Below are 16075 nucleotides of genomic sequence, written 5' to 3' on the forward strand. Positions count from 1 at the left end.
TCTTGCGACACCCGCCACGTCTTCTTCAGAAGTCCACACTGGCCGACACTCGCAATACCCGCGGCGTCCCCTGTGTCAGGTAATTGTTCGAAGTCGAAGCCGAAGCCCAATAGGCCTTGTTCGCAACGTTCTCGACATTGGCCCGCAGGGTCACTTGCTTGTCATCCACGTTGAAACGGTAACGCCCGCCCAGGTCAACCCGGGTCCAGGCCGGGATATTCAGGCTGTTGCTGGTGTTGACATACTGCCCGCCTGTGCGCAGCACGCGGGCACTGAGCGCGGCGCCTTGGATGCCAGGTACGTCCCAATCTGCACCGAGGTTGTACTGGAAGCGCGGCACCCCGGGTGCTCGGTTACCGTCGTTGCTACCATTGGCAGTGTTTTTCAACTCAGTGTGCATGAACACCGCGCCAGTCAGCAGACGCAAGCCCGCCACCGGCTCGCCGAACAGGTTCAGCTCGACCCCTTTGTTGATCTGCTCGCCATCCATGCTGAAGGTGTCTTTGTCGGCACCTGGGGCGCGGAAAGTGGTGCTGCTTGGCTGCTCGATGCGGTACACGCCGAAGGTCGCACCGAAGCTGTTCCAATCCAGCTTGACCCCGGCCTCCACTTGCTTGCTGCGCTTGGGCGGGAACACTTCGTTGGCGTTGCTCACACTCGACGGTGCGGTCGGGCCCTGAGCCAGGCCTTCGATGCGGTTTGCATAAAACGACACGTGCTCCCAAGGCTTGAGTACCAGGCCATACACTGGCGTTGTCACCGACTCCTCGTAATTGGCGTTACGCACACCCGTGGCAGTGGCCCATCCATCCACTTCGATTGTTTGCCTGCGCACGCCCACGGTCAGCAGCAACCGATCATCGAACAGGCCCAGGGTATCGGACACGGCTGCGCTCTTGATGCGGTTTTTGCCGACAATGCGCGGGTCGTGCAGGTCGCTGCCGGTGTAGGTGTTGGTTGGCCGCGGTACCTTGACCGGGTTGTAGAGATTGCTGTCATAGCGGTTGGCAGAGGTTACCGCCGCGTAGGCCGAGCGCTGCTCGCCCCACATGCCTGAGAGGCCGAAGTTGACCCGGTGACTGACCGGCCCCGTGGCGAAGTGGCCATTGATCCCGGCCATGGCGCTCTTGTTGTCCTCATCGTGCGGCGGGTACAGGTAACCGCCGCGCGCCGTACCGTTTTCATCACTGACGTAAAGCGAGGAATACTCGCCATTCTCGCGCGTGTGCTTGGCACCGGCTCCGGCGTACAACGTCCAGTTGTCGTCCAGGTCGTACTCGCCGTTGACCATGCCATAGGTGTCCTCGAGCTGCGACCATGTCCAGTCCTGGGTGTAGTTGTCGCGCGCCGAGGGAGCGTGAGGCACCTTGTTACCGGTCGGGTAGATCACCGCACGCCCCTGGTTGATGCGCTCCTTCTGATACCCGAAGTCGGTAGCCAGTCGCAGGCGCTCGCCGCGGTAGTCCAGAGCCACGGCCACCAGCGTGGAATGCTGCGCCTCTTCGTGCACGCCGGTGCCACCGTCGTGCTGGGCCAGGTTGATGCGTGCTCCGAAGCGGTTGTCCTCGCCGAAGCGCTTGCCCAGATCAAGGTGCCCACCGACATTGGCACCGGTGGCGTAGTCGAGGGTGACGTGGCGGGTCGGGGTGTCTTCGGCGCGCTTGGGTACCAGGTTGACTGCGCCGCCGATGCCGCTGCCCTGGGGGGCGACACCGTTTAGGAAGGCATTGGGCCCCTTGAACACTTCGACCCGCTCCAAGGCTTCGGTGGTGATGATTTGCCGTGGCAGCACGCCATACAGGCCGTTGTAGCTGATGTCATCGGTGTTCAGCGGCAGACCGCGGATGGTGAACACCTGCGAGAAATTGCCGAAGCCCGCCGACTGACGCACGGCGGCATCGTTCAGCAGCACGTCGCCCAGCGTACGCGCCTGTTGGTCGGCAATGGTCTTGGCAGTGAAGCTTGTGACGCTGAACGGTACGTCACTGATCGCCTGGTCACCGAGCACACCCAGGCGCGCGCTGCGAGCCACCTGGCCGCCTTGCCAGGTGTCGCCGCTGGCAGCCAAGTCGCTGCTGATGGTGGTTGCGCCGAGCTCCAGGGCGTTACCCAGTTCCACGCTCGGTGCCAGGGTGTAGCCGCCGCTGTCGGTGGCTATCAGGCTGTAGCCGCTACCGGCGAGCAAGCGGGCGAACCCTTCCTGTACGCTGTAGCTGCCTTGCAGCCCTTCGCTCTGCTGGCCCTTGAGCAGCAGCGGGTCGAACGACAACGGTACGCCACTGGTGGCGGCAAAACGCGCGAGCACATCAGCCAGCGGCCCAGCGCCAATGTTGTAGCTGTGTGGGCTGTTGCTGGCCATGGCATCGGCGGCCATCAGCGCCGCAGACGGGGCGTAGGTGCCGATGGCCATGGCCAGGCTCAGGACCTTGAGGCAGAAGCGAGGGCTGGAGCGAGACATCATGCGCTGTTCCTGTGGGTGCAGAAATGGGAGTTCTGCATTGCTCACCGGATGACGTCGGAAAAGGTATCAGGCGATTTGAAAAATATTCAGACACGTGGTTCAACGGTCACCCAGTAACGGGTCAGGCCATTGACTGCCACCGGCAGGGTGTCGCCGAGCAGGCGCAGGCTGGCATCGCTATCGGTCAGTGGGAATGCGCCAGACACCTTGAGCTCAGCCACGGCCGGGTGGCAGCGCAGCACCCCTGGGCGATAACGGCCAAGCTCCTGCAACAGGTCGGCCAGGCGCATGTCGCGGGCCAACAGCATGCCGCGCTCCCAGGCCAGGTCGCCGACATCAAGCGGGATGGCCGGCTGCACCCGGGCGGCGTCGAAGGTGCTGCGCTCGCCGGCCCGCAGCAGTTGGTCGGTGCCATGCTGCGGCTGGACAGCCACGGCACCATCGAGCACAGCGACTTGGGTCGATGGGCCTGCCAGCCGCACACTGAAGCGCGTCCCCACGGCCTGGACCTTGCCATGCAGGGTGCGCACCCGCAATGGCCGCGCTGGCGTGGCGGGGTCGGCCGCGCTGGTGACGAGTATTTCGCCCGCAAGCAGGTCGATGCACCGTTGCCGCGCGTCGAAACGGATATCGACGGCGCTGTCGGTGTTCAGCAGTACCCGGCTGCCATCGGCCAGGGTCAGGGGACGCTGCTCGCCAACCGCCGTGTGGGCATCCGCTGTCCATTGCTGCCAGGGTGTTTCGCGCAATGCCAGCCAGGCTGCAGGTGCCGCCAGCAGCATCAGGCCCAAGCGCTGCACGGCCTGGCGGCGGCTCACCGCGCCGTTGCGGCTCAGCCGGCGCAGGGTCTCGCCGGTGACCGGTACCGGCAAGCGCCGCAAATCGCCCAGGAGCATCTCAGCGCGTTGCCAGGCCTGCGCGTGCTGAGCGCTGCGCTGGCACCAGGCCTGGACGGCGCGGTAGTCATCCTCGGTGGCGCTACCCGATTGCAACTGCACCAGCCAGTCGGCGGCTTCGCCAAGGATGGACGGGTCAATTCGGGAATTCATCAATCCAGGCTCAGGCAGGCAAGGAAGGCAGTGCGCATATCGCGCTTGATGGTGACCAGTGACACCTGCAATTGCTCGGCGATCTGCACGTAAGTCAGGCCATCGAGCTGAGATAGCAGGAACACCTGACGGACCCTTGCCGGCATTTCGCGCAGCATGGCATCCACCCGGTAGAGCGTTTCAAGGATCAGCCAGCGGGTTTCTGGTGACGGCGCTTCTGGCGCAGGTAGATGGGCAATGGCTTGCAGGTAGGCCCGCTCGACATCCTGACGCCGCCAACGGTCGACCAGCAGGCCCTTGGCGATATGGGTCAGCAAAGCCCGCGGTTCGCTGCCAAAGCCAGCTTCGGCATGGCGGCCTAGCAGGCGCACGAAAGTATCATGGGCAACGTCGGCGGCATCGCAGGCATTGCCCAGCTTGCGCCCCAGCCAACCCAGCAGCCAGCCATTGTGCTCGGTGTACAACGTCTGGACTTGCAGGTTGAGATTGGTTTCGAAGGGCGGCATCGCGATCTTGTTGAAAAAGTGCAATTAAGAATTGATCGCATTCTAATCATGGCTCGAACGCGCTGGCAATACACATCGCACGCTGCGATTCAGGTTGCACGAAATCACATCACTGCTCTCCAAAGCACTGTCAAAATGGTGAAGGCCAGCAGGCCTTTTGTCATTTGCCGTCAGCCGTCGATTTTTTCTGGCGCAGGGGGTAAAAACTGTCTTCCTTGTCAAACCCGTTCGATCCTGTTCAGCAAAAAGACCAATAATCATGACAGCATTGATCAAGACCACTTCACTGACCGGCTTCGCCGAGCTGGTGAGAGACCTGGGCGGCGACCCCGACCGCCTGCTGCGCCAGATGCAGATAGACCCGAAACTGCTCGATAACACCGGCGCCGTCATCCCCTACCGGTCCATGATCAATCTGCTGGAACGCTGCGCAGAGCAACTTGACTGTGCGGACTTCGGCCTGCGCCTGGCCGAACGGCAGAGCCTGATGATTCTCGGGCCATTGGCAGTAGTGGGCCAGAACGCACGTAACGTAGCCGAAGGCATTGCCGCCATCACACGCTTCCTGCATACCTACAGCCCGGGCGTACTGGTGTATCTGGACAACGACAGCGCCCCCGGCCGCGCGCATTTGGTCTACGAAATGCGCCTGCAGCCGGCGCCGCGCCAGACACAGATCATCGAGCTGTCGCTAGGGGTGATGTTCAAGGCGTTGCAGATGCTTCATGGCCCGGGTTTCCGGCCCCATTCGGTACTTTCGCGCAGCGAGGCGCGCCTGCCGCAAAACCGTTACCAACGCTTCTTTGGCGCCCGCACCTACTTTGGCCAGGCACAGAATGCTCTGGTGCTGTTGCCCGAACACCTGGAAAAACCGATCGACCAGCACAACCGGCAGCTGCATGACACGATGATGGAGTACGTCAGCAGCCTGGGCGCCAGCAACCCGTTGCAGGTGCACAGCCAGGTGGAAGTGGCTATCCGCCGCCTGCTGCCGACCCATCGCTGCGCGCTGCCGCTGATCGCCGAGCAGCTCGGGATGCGCGAACGCTCACTGCAGCGGCGCCTGGCCGAGCACGGCCAAGTGTTCGAACACATGGTCGAGCGCGTGCGTCGCGAGCTGGCCGAGCTGTACCTGGCCGAAGCGCAGATGCCCATGGCGCAAATTGCCGGGCTGCTCGGCTATCTCGAACAAAGCTCGTTCAATCGTGCTTGCCGGCGCTGGTATGGTTTGTCGCCGCGGGAGCGGCGCGTACAACTACGCGCTACCCCGCTGCAGGTTCAAGGGTAGGTGATGATGATCTTGGCCTGCTGATCCGGCTGGGCCAACGCTGCAAATGCCTCGCCCACGCCGTCCAGGGTAATGCGGCCGGTGATCATCGGTGCCGCATCCAGCTGGCCGTCGGCCAAGGCAAGCAAGGTCTGGGCGAACTCCTCGTAGGTGTAGCCGAACGAGAAATGTACGTTCATCTCCTTGCCGATGGCGATCAGCGGCTCGATCCGATCACTCTCCATGCACACCCCCACCACGATCAACCTTGAGCGCGGTGGTGCATGCTGGATCACTTGCTGGATCAGCCCCGGCACGCCGACGCATTCGAACACTACGCATGGCTTGGGTTGCGGGCCCAAGCCCAGCAATGCCATAGGCCCATCCATGTCGTAGCCCTGCGGCGCGGCGACCTCCAGCCACGAACTGTAGGGCGACTGTTCGGCGGGGTTGACCACGATATCGGCGCCCATCTTCTCCGCCAGCGCGCGGCGCCCGGCGCTGAAGTCCGCCGCCACCACCGGGCCAATGCCACGGGACTTGAGGATGGCAATCATCGCCAGGCCGATCGGGCCGCAACCAATCACTACCGGCACTTCGCTGCCGTCCAGGCGCGCGCGGTTCGCCGCATGGGCGGCCACCGTCAGGGGCTCGGTCAAGGCCGCGATTTCGGCCGGCAGGTCACCGGGCACCGCCATCAGCATCTGCTCGGCAAGCACCATCTGTTCGCCGTAGCCACCGGGATACTGGTTGGAGAAGCCGATGTGGTGGAAGGCTTGGGGGCTGATCACGAACGGCAGCGCGCATACCCGAGTGCCCACCTTGAGCTGCTTGTCGCTGCCAGGGCCGTGGTCGAGAACCTCGGCGCAGTACTCGTGGCCGAACACTACGCCCTGGCGATCGTCGAAGGCGATCGGGATGTTGCCGCGCTTGAAATTGGCCAGCACCCGTTTGCAGTGGTGGAACATGTGCAGGTCCGAACCGCAGATGCCGCAGGCCAGTGTCTTGACCAGTACCTCGCCTGGGCCGGGCTCGGGGTTGGGCAACTGTTCGACTTGCAGTTGGTTGTCGCGCATGACGACGGCTTTCATGGTTGTCTCCTTGTTCAGGCGCGGGCTGCGCGTGCATGTGCCCGCGGCAATGTCAGTTCAGCTGGCCGACTTCCCGCAGCCAGGCTTCAGAACGGCGCAGGCCCTCCTGCAGGCTGACCTTAGGGGCATAGCCCAACAGCGCCCTGGCTTTTTCGATGGAGATACCCCCGGTCCGGGAGAACATGTACATGGCATCCGGGCTGACCTCGTTGGGCCGACCGAGCAGCCGGTTGGCGTACCAGACGCCGCGGGTGAGCAGCGTCGCCAACGGCAGCGGCAGGCTGCGCGGGCTGCCGGAGCGCCCCGCCCACTGCCAGTGGTTGCTGAAGAACTCCAGGCAACTGACCGATTCCGCCGCGCTGATATGGAAGATCTGCCCTTTGGCCTGGTCCAGGCCTGCGGCCAGCATCACGCCGTCGAGCAGGTCGTCGATGTACACTGGGGTCCAGCGGCCAGCGCCGCCGTTGGGCAGAATCAGCGCCCCGGCCTTGGCCATCTTCAAAGGCTCGGTGAGCCAGGCGCGCGAGCCCGGGCCATAGACGTCCCCGGGCCTTACGATGGTGCATTCGAGCTCGCCGGCCGCATGGGCGGCAAGCACCAGGTGCTCGCTGGCACCCTTGGCCACGCCATAGCGGTATTGCTCGCCGATGACCACGTCACAGCGCTCGTCGGCCTGTTCCGGGTATTGCCAACCCAGGGCCGCGATCGAAGAGAACTGCACGAAGCGTTTAGCCCCGCTGGCGATGGCGACGTCCAGGCAGTTGCGCACGCCACGCACCGAGACATCGCGGTAGAGCGTCCAGGGTGCCGCAAGCGAGACCACCGCCGCGGTATTGATGAACAGTTCGCAGCCTCGGGCCGCCTCGGCCCACTGCCCCGGCTGGCCAAGGTCGCCGGCAACGACACCATTGGCCGGGTCGGCGCGCAAGTCCATGCCGCGCACTTCGGCGCCCAATGCCCGGTAGCGCCGGGCAAGGGCCTGGCCGATGAACCCGCAGGCACCAGTAATGAAGACCGAACCTGGCAGCTGGGGGGTTTGCCCCTGTGCCCCGGTCGGCATTGCAGGATGGCTCATCGAGCACGCTCCAGAAAGGCCTGTGAAAGATGGGCACTGGAGTGCCCGCAGGGATCAGCCGACGGTGTAGCCGGCGTGGCCAGGGCGGATGTAGCGCGCAGGCTCCAGGCCGCGCTCCTGCACCAGGCGGTCGATGACCTGCATGATGTCGCTGGCATCCATCACGTTGACGAAGTTGCCTGCCTGGTCGAAGTTGATGTTCGCGCCCTGCACCACCATCAGGGTCTCGGTGGTTTCGCTATTGTCTGCAGGCACGCTGAAGGTATGGATCGAGCCGCCCGGTTCGTACAGGTAGCAGCCGGCGGTCTGCGGTTGCTCAGGGTACTCCACATAGTTCCAGCGCCCGGTCAGGGTGAACAGGTGAACGGGGCCTGTGTGGTAGTGGCACGGCAGGCAGACGCCGGGCTCGAAGATCACGCGCAGGGTCCAGATCCCCAGGTTCGGGTCCAGATACAAAGGCTGTACGTGGACGCCCGGAAAATAAGGCGCGAGGGCATTCTCATAGATCGGCAACTCATGTGTGTTGAGGGTGAGCAGTTCCTTGTGCTCGAACACGGGAGTGGGCATTGGCATTGTTATTCTCCTCAGGCGGCGATGGGGCAGGAATACGGTGTGTCCTGTCGCCATGTTGCGGCCGCGCCATCCCGAGAAGATTGTCACTTGCGGTCATTCGTTTGTCATTTGACGCCAGGCTGGAATCACGCAAACACCGGCTCCGTGAGTGCACCCTCGGAGCCCGGCCCGAAGGTGCACTACCCTCCTCAGCGGGTTCGAGCGCCTGCTCACCATGTTCTCCAGGTCTTCATCTGCGGCACTAGCAAATTCCAACGCGCACTGGGCGGCAATTGAAATTGCCATTTGCCAGCCCTCACCGTGCAAGCAGTCGCCGTCTACACTAGCGCTGGGGCAATGCCTGCGAACTTCCAATTGCCTCTCAACAGGAAGAGCTTATGCAAAAAGTCCATTGCACATGCGGGATCTCGCTGGTCATCGCTGTTGGCGCGGGAAGTGCCCAGGCTGAAGACTCCGCAGAACTGGCCAAGGCTGCCCTCAACCCGGTGGCTGCCATGTACAGCCTGCCCGTGCAGTACAACTGGGATCAGAAGATCGGCTCCACCGGTGATGGTATGCACAGCGTGACCAACATCCAGCCAGTGCTGCCATTCACGCTGAACGAGGACTGGAACCTCATTTCACGCACCATCTTGCCTGTCATCGACCAGCACGGCCTGGCCCCCAACGGCGCAGCCGACAAATCAGGCGCAGGTGACATTACGCAAAGCTTCTTCTTTTCCCCCAGCAAACCCACCGACAGCGGATGGATCCTCGGTGCAGGTCCAGCCTTGTTGATTCCGACCGCCAGCGACGAACTGCTCGGGAATGAACAGTGGGGCCTGGGCCCGACTGCGGTAGCGCTCAAGCAGTCAAATGGTTGGACCCGAGGCATACTCGCCAACCATATCTGGGGGCTTGACGGCAGCCCACCGGATGGCAAGGAAAAGGTCAATCAGACATTCCTGCAGCCCTTCCTGTCGTACACCACCAAGTCGCTCACCACCTACGGCATCAACACGGAATCGACCTATGACTGGCAAGCGCGTGAATGGTCGGTCCCCGTCAACCTGACCGTTACCCAACTGCTCAAGATAAAAGGCCAACCCCTGACAATCCAGGCAGGCCCGAGGTACTGGCTGGACAGATCAGGCGATGGCCCCCAAGGCTGGGGCTTTCGCGCAGCAGTGACATTGCTGTTTCCTCGCTGACTGAATTGCCCATCTACCGATTGCACGCATACTTGTCCAGCTATGGCGGATTGCCGTTCGCGAGGGTGCCAAGATGATCGACAGGGTCCTGAACGCACTACGTGACAACCCTGAAATTGCAGTGTTTCTCGCCATCGCCCTGGGCATCCTGCTTGGCCGCCTGAAACTGGGCAGTTTCCACCTGGGTTCGGTCGCTGGCGCGCTACTGATGGGGTTGCTGATCGGCCAGATCGGCCTGCAGGTGCCCCACGAACTGAAATCCGTATTCTTCGCCTTGTTCATCTACGCGGTGGGATTCAAAAGCGGCCCGGAGTTCTTCGGCAGCCTCAACCGCGGCACGTTAAAACTGGTCATGCTTTCGCTGGTGCTATGCGGTACCGCCCTGGCCGTGATCCTGGCGATGAATGCACTGTACGGTTTCGATGCAGGCTTTACCGCAGGCCTGGGCGCCGGCGCGCTGACCGACACGGCGATCATGGGCACGGCCAGCAGCGCCATCGCCCAGCTGCCGCTGGACACTGCGGCCAAGGCCGAGCTCAACAGCCACATGGCGGTGGCCTATGCAATCACCTACGTGTTCGGCACCGTCGGGCTGATCGTCTTTGTCGGCAGCCTGGCGCCACGCCTGCTCGGCGTGGACTTGCGCAGCAGCGCCCAGGAACTGGAGCGCGAACTGGGCATCGAGCGCAACGAAGACGCCATCAGCATTCCCTATACACGCATTGTCGTGCGCGCCCACCGGCTTACCGCTGCTCAAGCACCCGGCCTGAGCATTGCCGATGTAGAAGCACTGCACCCGGCCCTGAGCATCGAGCGCATCACCCGTGCCGGGCAGCACCTGGAGCGCGACCCGGCATTGCTGCTCGAACGTGACGACATCCTGGGCATTTACGCCCTGCGCGATGCCGTGAGTGACCTGCATGACTGGATTGGCCCGGAGGTGGATCACCCGCCAAGCCTGTCGTTCCCCACTCGCAGCGCCGACATCGTGCTGACCAATCGCCGACTTGCCGGCCGCAGCCTGCACCAGGTCAAGGCGGCACTTACCGGCACCGAGCGGATGGGGTGCTTCCTGACAGGCATCACTCGCCAAGGCCTGCCCTTGCCCCTGTTGCCCAATACCACGCTGCGCCGTGGCGACGTCATCAGCCTCACCGGGCGTGCCAGCAGTGTCGAGGCACTGGCCGCGCAGCTTGGACGCATCCGTCACCCCAGCTACCGCAGCGATATCGCCATCCATGCGCTGGGCCTGGTGGTCGGTTCATTGGTCGGGCTGCTGTCTACCCATATCGGCATGATCCCGGTGGAACTCGGTATCGGCGGGGGTGTGCTGCTGGCCGGGCTGCTGATCGGTTGGTACAACTCGCGACACCCCGAACTCGGCGCCCTGCCACCTGCGGCGCAGTGGGCATTTTCCGAGTTCGGCCTCACCGCCTTCGGCGCGGTGGTGGGTTTGCTGGCGGGGCCTGCGGCGCTTACGGCGGTCAAGGAACAAGGCATGGCGCTGCTGCTGGCAGGGGCACTGGTGACCCTCATTCCACCGTTGGTCACGCTATACTTCGGCCGCTATGTGTTGCGCCTGCATCCGATGATCCTGTTAGGCGCCCTGGCCGGTGCGCAGACCGAGGCGGCATCGATGAACAAGATCATCGAGCAGTCAGGGAGCAATACCCCTGTGATCGGCTTTACCGTCTGCTATGCCATCTCCAACGTACTGCTCGCAGTGTGCGGGCCGATCATCATTGCCTTTGCCTGATGCATCGACTTGCTCGCCTGAAGGTGTCGTCTAAAGTACTAACTCACAGCCCAGGCACCTGCTTCTCATTCAAAAAGTGATGTAGCCGTGTAAGAGAGCAGCCAGCGCCAAGTGCCTGATTTCAACATGGCTACCCTGCTTCTGCTACACCTCAACGTTCGCTGGCAGTTGCCTTGAAAGGTACAGCGCTTCAGTCACAAGGAGCGTCTGATGGAATCGTTGTTCAGTCTGCGCCGCTCGGCGGCCTTGTTGTTCTGCACTTCATGCTTGTACGGCAACGCGGCCTGGGCCGGTGGCATTCTCATCTATGAGGCCGGCCAGGAAGGCAACGGCCTGGCCAATGCCGGCTCGGCTGCACTGGCTAACGACCCTAGCGTCCTCATGAGCAACCCGGCCGGCATCACCCGGCTCAAAGGCACCCAGATAAGCGCCAACGCCCAGGTGATCCTTGGCGACATACGCTTTTCCCGCGACAGCGGCAACCAGTTCGATGGCAACGAAGGCGGCAACGCCCTGCAGTACCTGCCCGGTACCAGCCTGTTCATCAGCCACCAGATCGACGAACGCTCGGCCATCGGCTTTGGCATGTACGGCAACTTTGGCCTGGCCCTGGACTACGACGATGACTGGGCTGGCCGCTATTTCACCCAGGAAGCCGCGGTGATCGGCGTGTCGATGCAGCCGACCTTGGCCTACAAGTTCACCGATGACCTGTCGATCGGTGTCGGGCCGCGCATCATGGTCGGTTACTACCGCACCGAAATGGCCATCAACAACAACCTGCTGGGGCTGGCCGACCGGCCGGACGGGCAGCTGGAATACAAGGACACCGATGTCGGCGTGGGCGTCAACCTGGGCCTGCTGTATCAAGTCGACCCGCGCACCCGCGTCGGCCTGGCCTACACCAGCAAGGTCAAGCTGGAGTTCGAGGACAAACCGCACCTCAAGGACATCAACAACCCGTTGCTCAACGCCGCCCTGCGCCGCCTCGACGTGGATTCGCTGGAGCTCGACCTCAATGTGCCGCAAACCGTGACCTTCAGCATCGCCCATGAGCTTGACGACCAGTGGACCCTGCTCGGCAGCCTCAACTGGCAGGACTGGAGCGACTTCGGCGACGTTGGCGTGGAGGTCGACAGCAACGCTGGAGGTACCAGCCGCACGGTCGACCGCAAGTACAAGGACACCTGGCATGCCTCGGTGGGCGCACAGTACCAGGCCACCCGGCAATGGCGCTGGAGCGTTGGCCTGGGTTATGACAGCTCGGCCGTGGACGACAAGGACCGCACGGTCGACAACCCGATGGGCGAGGCCTGGCGGCTGGCCGCCGGTGTCAATTACCAGGTTGACGAGGGCCTGGACCTGCACCTGGCCTACACCTTGGTGTGGCTCGGCAACATGGACGTTGAACAGACCAAGTCGCGCTCCGGCACGACCTTGTCCGGCAGCTACGACAACAGCGCCCTGCACATCGTTGGCGGTGGTGCCACCTGGCGCTTCTGACCCACCCGGTACTGCTTTGGGAATTGATCATCGCGACGAAGGAGAAGCTGCATGAACACCAAGACATTGGCTGCATCGTTGTGCCTTGCAACCTTGATGTTGCAAGGGTGCGCCAGCAAGTACGTGGAATCCGACCAATATTCGGGCTTTCTGAAGGACTACAGCGTACTCAAGGAAGACAAGTCGCCTTCGGGCGCGCCCGTGATGCGCTGGATAAAACCGGGGGTCGATGCCAAGCGCTACACCAGCGTCTATATCGAACCCAGCCAGCTCTACCCCAAGCCGCAACCGACCGATAAGGTGCCGCAAGCGACCTTGCAGGGCATCACGCAATACTACGACCAGACACTCAAGAATCACTTCTCCCAGGCCTTGCCACTGGCAACCAGCCCTGGCCCGGGCGTGCTGGTGGTGCGCCCGGCGATTACCGCCGTGAGCGCCAAGACCAAGAGCCTGCGCCCCTATGAAGTGATCCCGATTGCGCTGATCGCCGCCGGCATCAGCACCGCCACCGGTATTCGTGACCAGGACACCAGCATTGCCACCGAGGCCGCGTTTATCGATGGCGACAGCAACCAGGTAGTGGCCGAAGTCGTACGCAAGGGCGCAGGGACCGAGCTGGAAAACTCATCCCAGGTCATGCAGGCAAAAGACGCAAAAGCCGTACTCGATGGCTGGGCCAAGGACATGGTCAGCTCGTTCCAGGCCTTGAGAAAATAAGCCACTTCCCTTCAGCACGGGGCGCACTGAACAGCGCCACTTCATGGCCCACTTGCGCATCACCCTGGCGGGGGGCGGCAACTATCGCCGCCCTCCCTGCCAGATTACGGGTCGTGCCTGCCCAAGCGGTGCAGGCGTTTGAGCCCCCTCCTCTGAGCTACTGCCCTTGGCTGCGATAGCTGCGTGGCGCCATCCCCAGTTGCTTCTTGAACGTCTTGGAAAAATGCGCGGAATCGGCGAAGCCCCAACGGGTACCGATGTCGGTGATCGAGCGATGACCATAGGCAGGGTTACGCAAGTCCTGAGCAGCCCTGAGCAGCCGCTCGCGCAGGATGTAGCGGCAGACGCTGTCACCGCTGGCCTCGAACAGGCGATACAGCTGGCGGCTGGAGATGCCCAATTCCTCGGCCAGGGCGACGGGCGTCAGGCGCGGCGAATCCAGGCGCTGCTGGATCAGTGACTGCACTTCGTGAAGGTGCAGGCCGGGCGAACTGTCACGCGCCCGGTATTCCAACACCGAGCCAAGCAGCCCGACCAGCGCGGCCTGCAACCCGTCACCGTCTTCCGGGCAGGCCCACTGTTCGAGCTCGCCTTCGGCCACCTGGCGCACCAACGTCGCCAGCAACTGGCCACACACGCCGGCGGTGGACAGCTTGCCGAAACGGCTGGGGTCCAGGTTTTTCAAGCGCTCACGGGGCACGTGAATGGACACGTGGGAGAACAGCCCGCGGGGGATCATCTTCATCGCCTGCGCCGAGTCCAGCAAGGCCATGTCACCTTCGCGCAGCTCAATTACCCGGTCGCCCAGCTCGATGGACATTTCCCCGTGCTGTTGTAACACAAGGAAACAATGTGTATCGCCGTCACGCCCCGCCTCGCGCCCCGAACGGGCGATCGCATGGGCATTGCTACGGATATGGGCGACCTGCGTGGTGCCCAGCAGCGAGGGGCGCAAATCGCCGATGAAAAGGCTCTGGCAGTGGTCGTAGCGCGTTTCGAAGCGCCCGCATACCGCGTGGACACTCGCGTTCCAGACAGACATCGCTTGACCGTTCATGAACCACCTCTATCGAGAGCACGCGCCATATTAGTGCAATATTCACGTGATTTTGGGTAACAAAAAGACTGATAGGCGAACGGTAAGCACATACCGCGCCACATTGCCTTTCGTCACCTACCGCCGAGCCATCGTTGCACGTAACGCAACAACATTGCGCCTGGCTGTCATTGAGCGCCCCACCCACTGACCTTTAGCGTTTCCTACCGTTTTGCCCGGGCGTTGCCGTGCGGGGAAGGTCCGGGCCTTTTTTATCCAGGAGCACGCTTGATGTCCCACCACTACGAACTGCTGCGTTTCACCTTGCGCGTGCGCACACCCGGCCAGGCCTTGCCGCGCCTTCAGGAGGCCTTGCAGGCTGCCATGGAAGGTGTCGAGCTGATCGGCTGCTGGGTGTCCGAGATCGGCCCGCAGAACACCATTGCCGTGCTGCGCCGCTTCGCCAGCGTCGAAGTCCAGGCGGCCGAACGCGAGCGTGTGCTGCTGGCCAGCGACGCCTTCGGAATCGGTGAGTTCGTGCTCGAGCAGCACATGGACGACTACCGCCTGTTCCCCTTCCTGCAGCCGCTGGCCCCCGGCAAGCATGGGCCGTTCTACGAGCTGCGTGAGTACGACCTGGTCAGCTCCGGGTTGCTACCAACCCTGGACGGCTGGCGCAAGGCGGTCGGGCCGCGCACTGGTGAGCAGTACTCGCCAGTATATGCGGCGTTCTACGCCACCAATGGCCGGGTGCCGCGCTACCTGCACATCTGGCCCTACGCCAGCCTGGAGCAGCGCCTGGATGTGCGCACCCGCGCCGTCGGCGACGGCGTGTGGCCGCCGGAGAATTCTGCCCCGCAGCTACAGAAGATGAACTCGGTGGTGTATCTGCCCGCCGCCTTCTCACCGCTGCACTGACAAAAGCGCACGGCGCCGCTGCGCCCTGCGCAGCAGCCTGTCGACGGCAGCCATGGCCGGGGCTTGCACGCCTTGGCGCCGGGCATGGGCGAGCAAGGCGCCGGACAGCGCGTCGACCTCCATGCGCCTGCCATGCTCAAGGTCCTGGAGCATGGAAGGCTTGTGCGCGGCGTGCACGACGAACGCCTGTTCCACTGCCTGCGTGACCCGCAGCGGATCCAGCGCCACACCCACCGACGCCGCAATGGCCGCAGCCTCGGCGACCAATGTCAGGGCCACTTCGCGCCCACGCGAGCATCGGCCAAGCTCGCCGACATTCTCCCCCGCCAGGGCACACAGCGAGTTCAGGGCCGTGTTGAAGGCGACCTTTTCCCAGATGCTCACCTCGATGTCCGGGTCCTCGATGCAGTGCATGCCGCCGCGGCGCAAGCAATCGATCAGAGCTTGCAATGGGCCGAGCGGCTGCGGCCCAGGCAACAGCCCGCGCAAGCGCACCTCGCCAGCGCCGCAGCTGCGGACGCTACCCGGCGCCAGCACATCGGCCGGGTAGAGGGTCATGCCTATGGCCAGGCAACGGTCAGCCACGAACTCGCGCAGCACCGGCACGCTGTCCAGACCATTCTGCAACGTCACCACCAGGGTCTGCTGGCTGAGCAGATGCCGATTTGCCTGCATGGCCTGGCGGGTGTGATAGCTCTTGGTCAACATCAGCAGGACATCGACCTGGCCGTGCAACTGCTCGGCGCGCGCCGCCTGCGGCCAGTACACGCGTGCGCCCAGTTCGTCTTCCAGGCGCAGGCCATGGGTGCGCAGGGCGTGGAGCAAGTGCTCATCGACATCGACCAAGGTCACCTCGGCACCGGCATCGATCAACCTGGCGGCAAACAGGCTGCCCATCGCCCCTGCCCCGATCACAGCAATCTTCATGCT

14 protein-coding genes are annotated in these 16075 nt (G+C 63.2%); 6 read left to right on the plus strand and 8 right to left on the minus strand.

All coding sequences use genetic code 11. The annotated features are described in order from the left end of the window. Nucleotides 1-25 precede the first annotated feature (25 nt). The 3 genes from BUQ73_RS14385 to BUQ73_RS14395 form a co-directional block, all read right to left on the minus strand. Nucleotides 26-2461 carry a TonB-dependent receptor gene (locus BUQ73_RS14385; protein ID WP_079228529.1) on the minus strand — a complete coding sequence of 812 codons (2436 nt, stop codon included), beginning with the start codon at nt 2459-2461 and terminating at the stop codon, nt 26-28. 86 nt (nt 2462-2547) lie between these two features. Next, nucleotides 2548-3510 (minus strand): FecR domain-containing protein, encoded by a 963-nt coding sequence (locus BUQ73_RS14390; RefSeq protein WP_079228530.1) that lies wholly within the window; start codon nt 3508-3510, stop codon nt 2548-2550. Beyond that, nucleotides 3510-4016 (minus strand): sigma-70 family RNA polymerase sigma factor, encoded by a 507-nt coding sequence (locus BUQ73_RS14395; protein ID WP_079230561.1) that lies wholly within the window; start codon nt 4014-4016, stop codon nt 3510-3512. Before BUQ73_RS14395 ends, BUQ73_RS14390 begins: the two co-directional genes overlap by 1 nt. 259 nt (nt 4017-4275) lie before the next feature. Here BUQ73_RS14395 and BUQ73_RS14400 point away from each other — a divergent pair, with 259 nt between their 5' ends. Further along, nucleotides 4276-5304 (plus strand): AraC family transcriptional regulator, encoded by a 1029-nt coding sequence (locus tag BUQ73_RS14400; protein WP_079228531.1) that lies wholly within the window; start codon nt 4276-4278, stop codon nt 5302-5304. Here the strand turns inward: BUQ73_RS14400 and BUQ73_RS14405 are convergent. From BUQ73_RS14405 to BUQ73_RS14415, 3 genes are read right to left on the minus strand one after another with little or no spacing between them, the layout of a single operon-like run. Further along, the gene (locus BUQ73_RS14405) at nt 5295-6374 is read right to left on the minus strand and encodes a zinc-binding dehydrogenase (protein WP_079228532.1); all 1080 of its coding nucleotides are present in this window, start codon (nt 6372-6374) and stop codon (nt 5295-5297) included. The genes BUQ73_RS14400 and BUQ73_RS14405 overlap by 10 nt on opposite strands. Before the next feature lie 52 nt (nt 6375-6426). Next, a complete protein-coding gene (locus tag BUQ73_RS14410) occupies nt 6427-7449 on the minus strand; it encodes an NAD-dependent epimerase/dehydratase family protein (RefSeq protein WP_202818626.1) in 1023 nt (340 codons plus the stop codon). Between the two features lie 54 nt (nt 7450-7503). After that, nucleotides 7504-8022 carry a 2,4'-dihydroxyacetophenone dioxygenase family protein gene (locus tag BUQ73_RS14415; protein WP_079228533.1) on the minus strand — a complete coding sequence of 173 codons (519 nt, stop codon included), beginning with the start codon at nt 8020-8022 and terminating at the stop codon, nt 7504-7506. Between the two features lie 377 nt (nt 8023-8399). Between BUQ73_RS14415 and BUQ73_RS14420 the strand changes: the two genes are divergently transcribed. From BUQ73_RS14420 to BUQ73_RS14435, 4 genes are all read left to right on the plus strand, one after another. Next, nucleotides 8400-9212: a hypothetical protein gene (locus BUQ73_RS14420; protein WP_079228534.1), complete on the plus strand. Its 813-nt coding sequence runs from the start codon at nt 8400-8402 to the stop codon at nt 9210-9212. 73 nt (nt 9213-9285) lie between these two features. Further along, complete coding sequence (gene aspT, locus BUQ73_RS14425) at nt 9286-10968, plus strand: aspartate-alanine antiporter (protein ID WP_079228535.1); 1683 nt, start codon at nt 9286-9288, stop codon at nt 10966-10968. Nucleotides 10969-11178: 210 nt separating this feature from the next. Further along, entirely contained in the window at nt 11179-12471 is a 1293-nt protein-coding gene (locus tag BUQ73_RS14430) for an OmpP1/FadL family transporter (protein ID WP_079228536.1), read from the plus strand. A 51-nt stretch (nt 12472-12522) separates the two neighbouring features. Further along, nucleotides 12523-13191 carry a DUF3313 domain-containing protein gene (locus BUQ73_RS14435; RefSeq protein WP_079228537.1) on the plus strand — a complete coding sequence of 223 codons (669 nt, stop codon included), beginning with the start codon at nt 12523-12525 and terminating at the stop codon, nt 13189-13191. Nucleotides 13192-13348: 157 nt separating this feature from the next. Here BUQ73_RS14435 and feaR read toward each other — a convergent pair whose 3' ends face one another. Continuing rightward, nucleotides 13349-14248 carry a transcriptional regulator FeaR gene (gene feaR, locus BUQ73_RS14440; protein WP_079228538.1) on the minus strand — a complete coding sequence of 300 codons (900 nt, stop codon included), beginning with the start codon at nt 14246-14248 and terminating at the stop codon, nt 13349-13351. Between the two features lie 270 nt (nt 14249-14518). Here feaR and BUQ73_RS14445 point away from each other — a divergent pair, with 270 nt between their 5' ends. Next, entirely contained in the window at nt 14519-15145 is a 627-nt protein-coding gene (locus tag BUQ73_RS14445) for an NIPSNAP family protein (RefSeq protein WP_079228539.1), read from the plus strand. On the opposite strand, the gene BUQ73_RS14450 is transcribed toward BUQ73_RS14445, so the two are convergent. Next, nucleotides 15131-16072 (minus strand): ketopantoate reductase family protein, encoded by a 942-nt coding sequence (locus tag BUQ73_RS14450; protein ID WP_079228540.1) that lies wholly within the window; start codon nt 16070-16072, stop codon nt 15131-15133. The genes BUQ73_RS14445 and BUQ73_RS14450 overlap by 15 nt on opposite strands. Nucleotides 16073-16075: the final 3 nt, after the last annotated feature.

The organism is Pseudomonas putida (assembly GCF_002025705.1).
In the GTDB taxonomy this organism is placed as follows: domain Bacteria; phylum Pseudomonadota; class Gammaproteobacteria; order Pseudomonadales; family Pseudomonadaceae; genus Aquipseudomonas; species Aquipseudomonas putida_J.

What these genes read in the sequence shown, in the direction of transcription:
- BUQ73_RS14385 (WP_079228529.1), bottom strand. Translation starts at nt 2,461, where the DNA reads ATGATGTCTCGCTCCAGCCCTCGCTTCTGCCTCAAGGTCCTGAGCCTG.
- BUQ73_RS14390 (WP_079228530.1), bottom strand. Translation starts at nt 3,510, where the DNA reads ATGAATTCCCGAATTGACCCGTCCATCCTTGGCGAAGCCGCCGACTGG.
- BUQ73_RS14395 (WP_079230561.1), bottom strand. Translation starts at nt 4,016, where the DNA reads ATGCCGCCCTTCGAAACCAATCTCAACCTGCAAGTCCAGACGTTGTAC.
- BUQ73_RS14400 (WP_079228531.1), top strand. Translation starts at nt 4,276, where the DNA reads ATGACAGCATTGATCAAGACCACTTCACTGACCGGCTTCGCCGAGCTG.
- BUQ73_RS14405 (WP_079228532.1), bottom strand. Translation starts at nt 6,374, where the DNA reads ATGAAAGCCGTCGTCATGCGCGACAACCAACTGCAAGTCGAACAGTTG.
- BUQ73_RS14410 (WP_202818626.1), bottom strand. Translation starts at nt 7,449, where the DNA reads ATGAGCCATCCTGCAATGCCGACCGGGGCACAGGGGCAAACCCCCCAG.
- BUQ73_RS14415 (WP_079228533.1), bottom strand. Translation starts at nt 8,022, where the DNA reads ATGCCAATGCCCACTCCCGTGTTCGAGCACAAGGAACTGCTCACCCTC.
- BUQ73_RS14420 (WP_079228534.1), top strand. Translation starts at nt 8,400, where the DNA reads ATGCAAAAAGTCCATTGCACATGCGGGATCTCGCTGGTCATCGCTGTT.
- aspT (WP_079228535.1), top strand. Translation starts at nt 9,286, where the DNA reads ATGATCGACAGGGTCCTGAACGCACTACGTGACAACCCTGAAATTGCA.
- BUQ73_RS14430 (WP_079228536.1), top strand. Translation starts at nt 11,179, where the DNA reads ATGGAATCGTTGTTCAGTCTGCGCCGCTCGGCGGCCTTGTTGTTCTGC.
- BUQ73_RS14435 (WP_079228537.1), top strand. Translation starts at nt 12,523, where the DNA reads ATGAACACCAAGACATTGGCTGCATCGTTGTGCCTTGCAACCTTGATG.
- feaR (WP_079228538.1), bottom strand. Translation starts at nt 14,248, where the DNA reads ATGAACGGTCAAGCGATGTCTGTCTGGAACGCGAGTGTCCACGCGGTA.
- BUQ73_RS14445 (WP_079228539.1), top strand. Translation starts at nt 14,519, where the DNA reads ATGTCCCACCACTACGAACTGCTGCGTTTCACCTTGCGCGTGCGCACA.
- BUQ73_RS14450 (WP_079228540.1), bottom strand. Translation starts at nt 16,072, where the DNA reads ATGAAGATTGCTGTGATCGGGGCAGGGGCGATGGGCAGCCTGTTTGCC.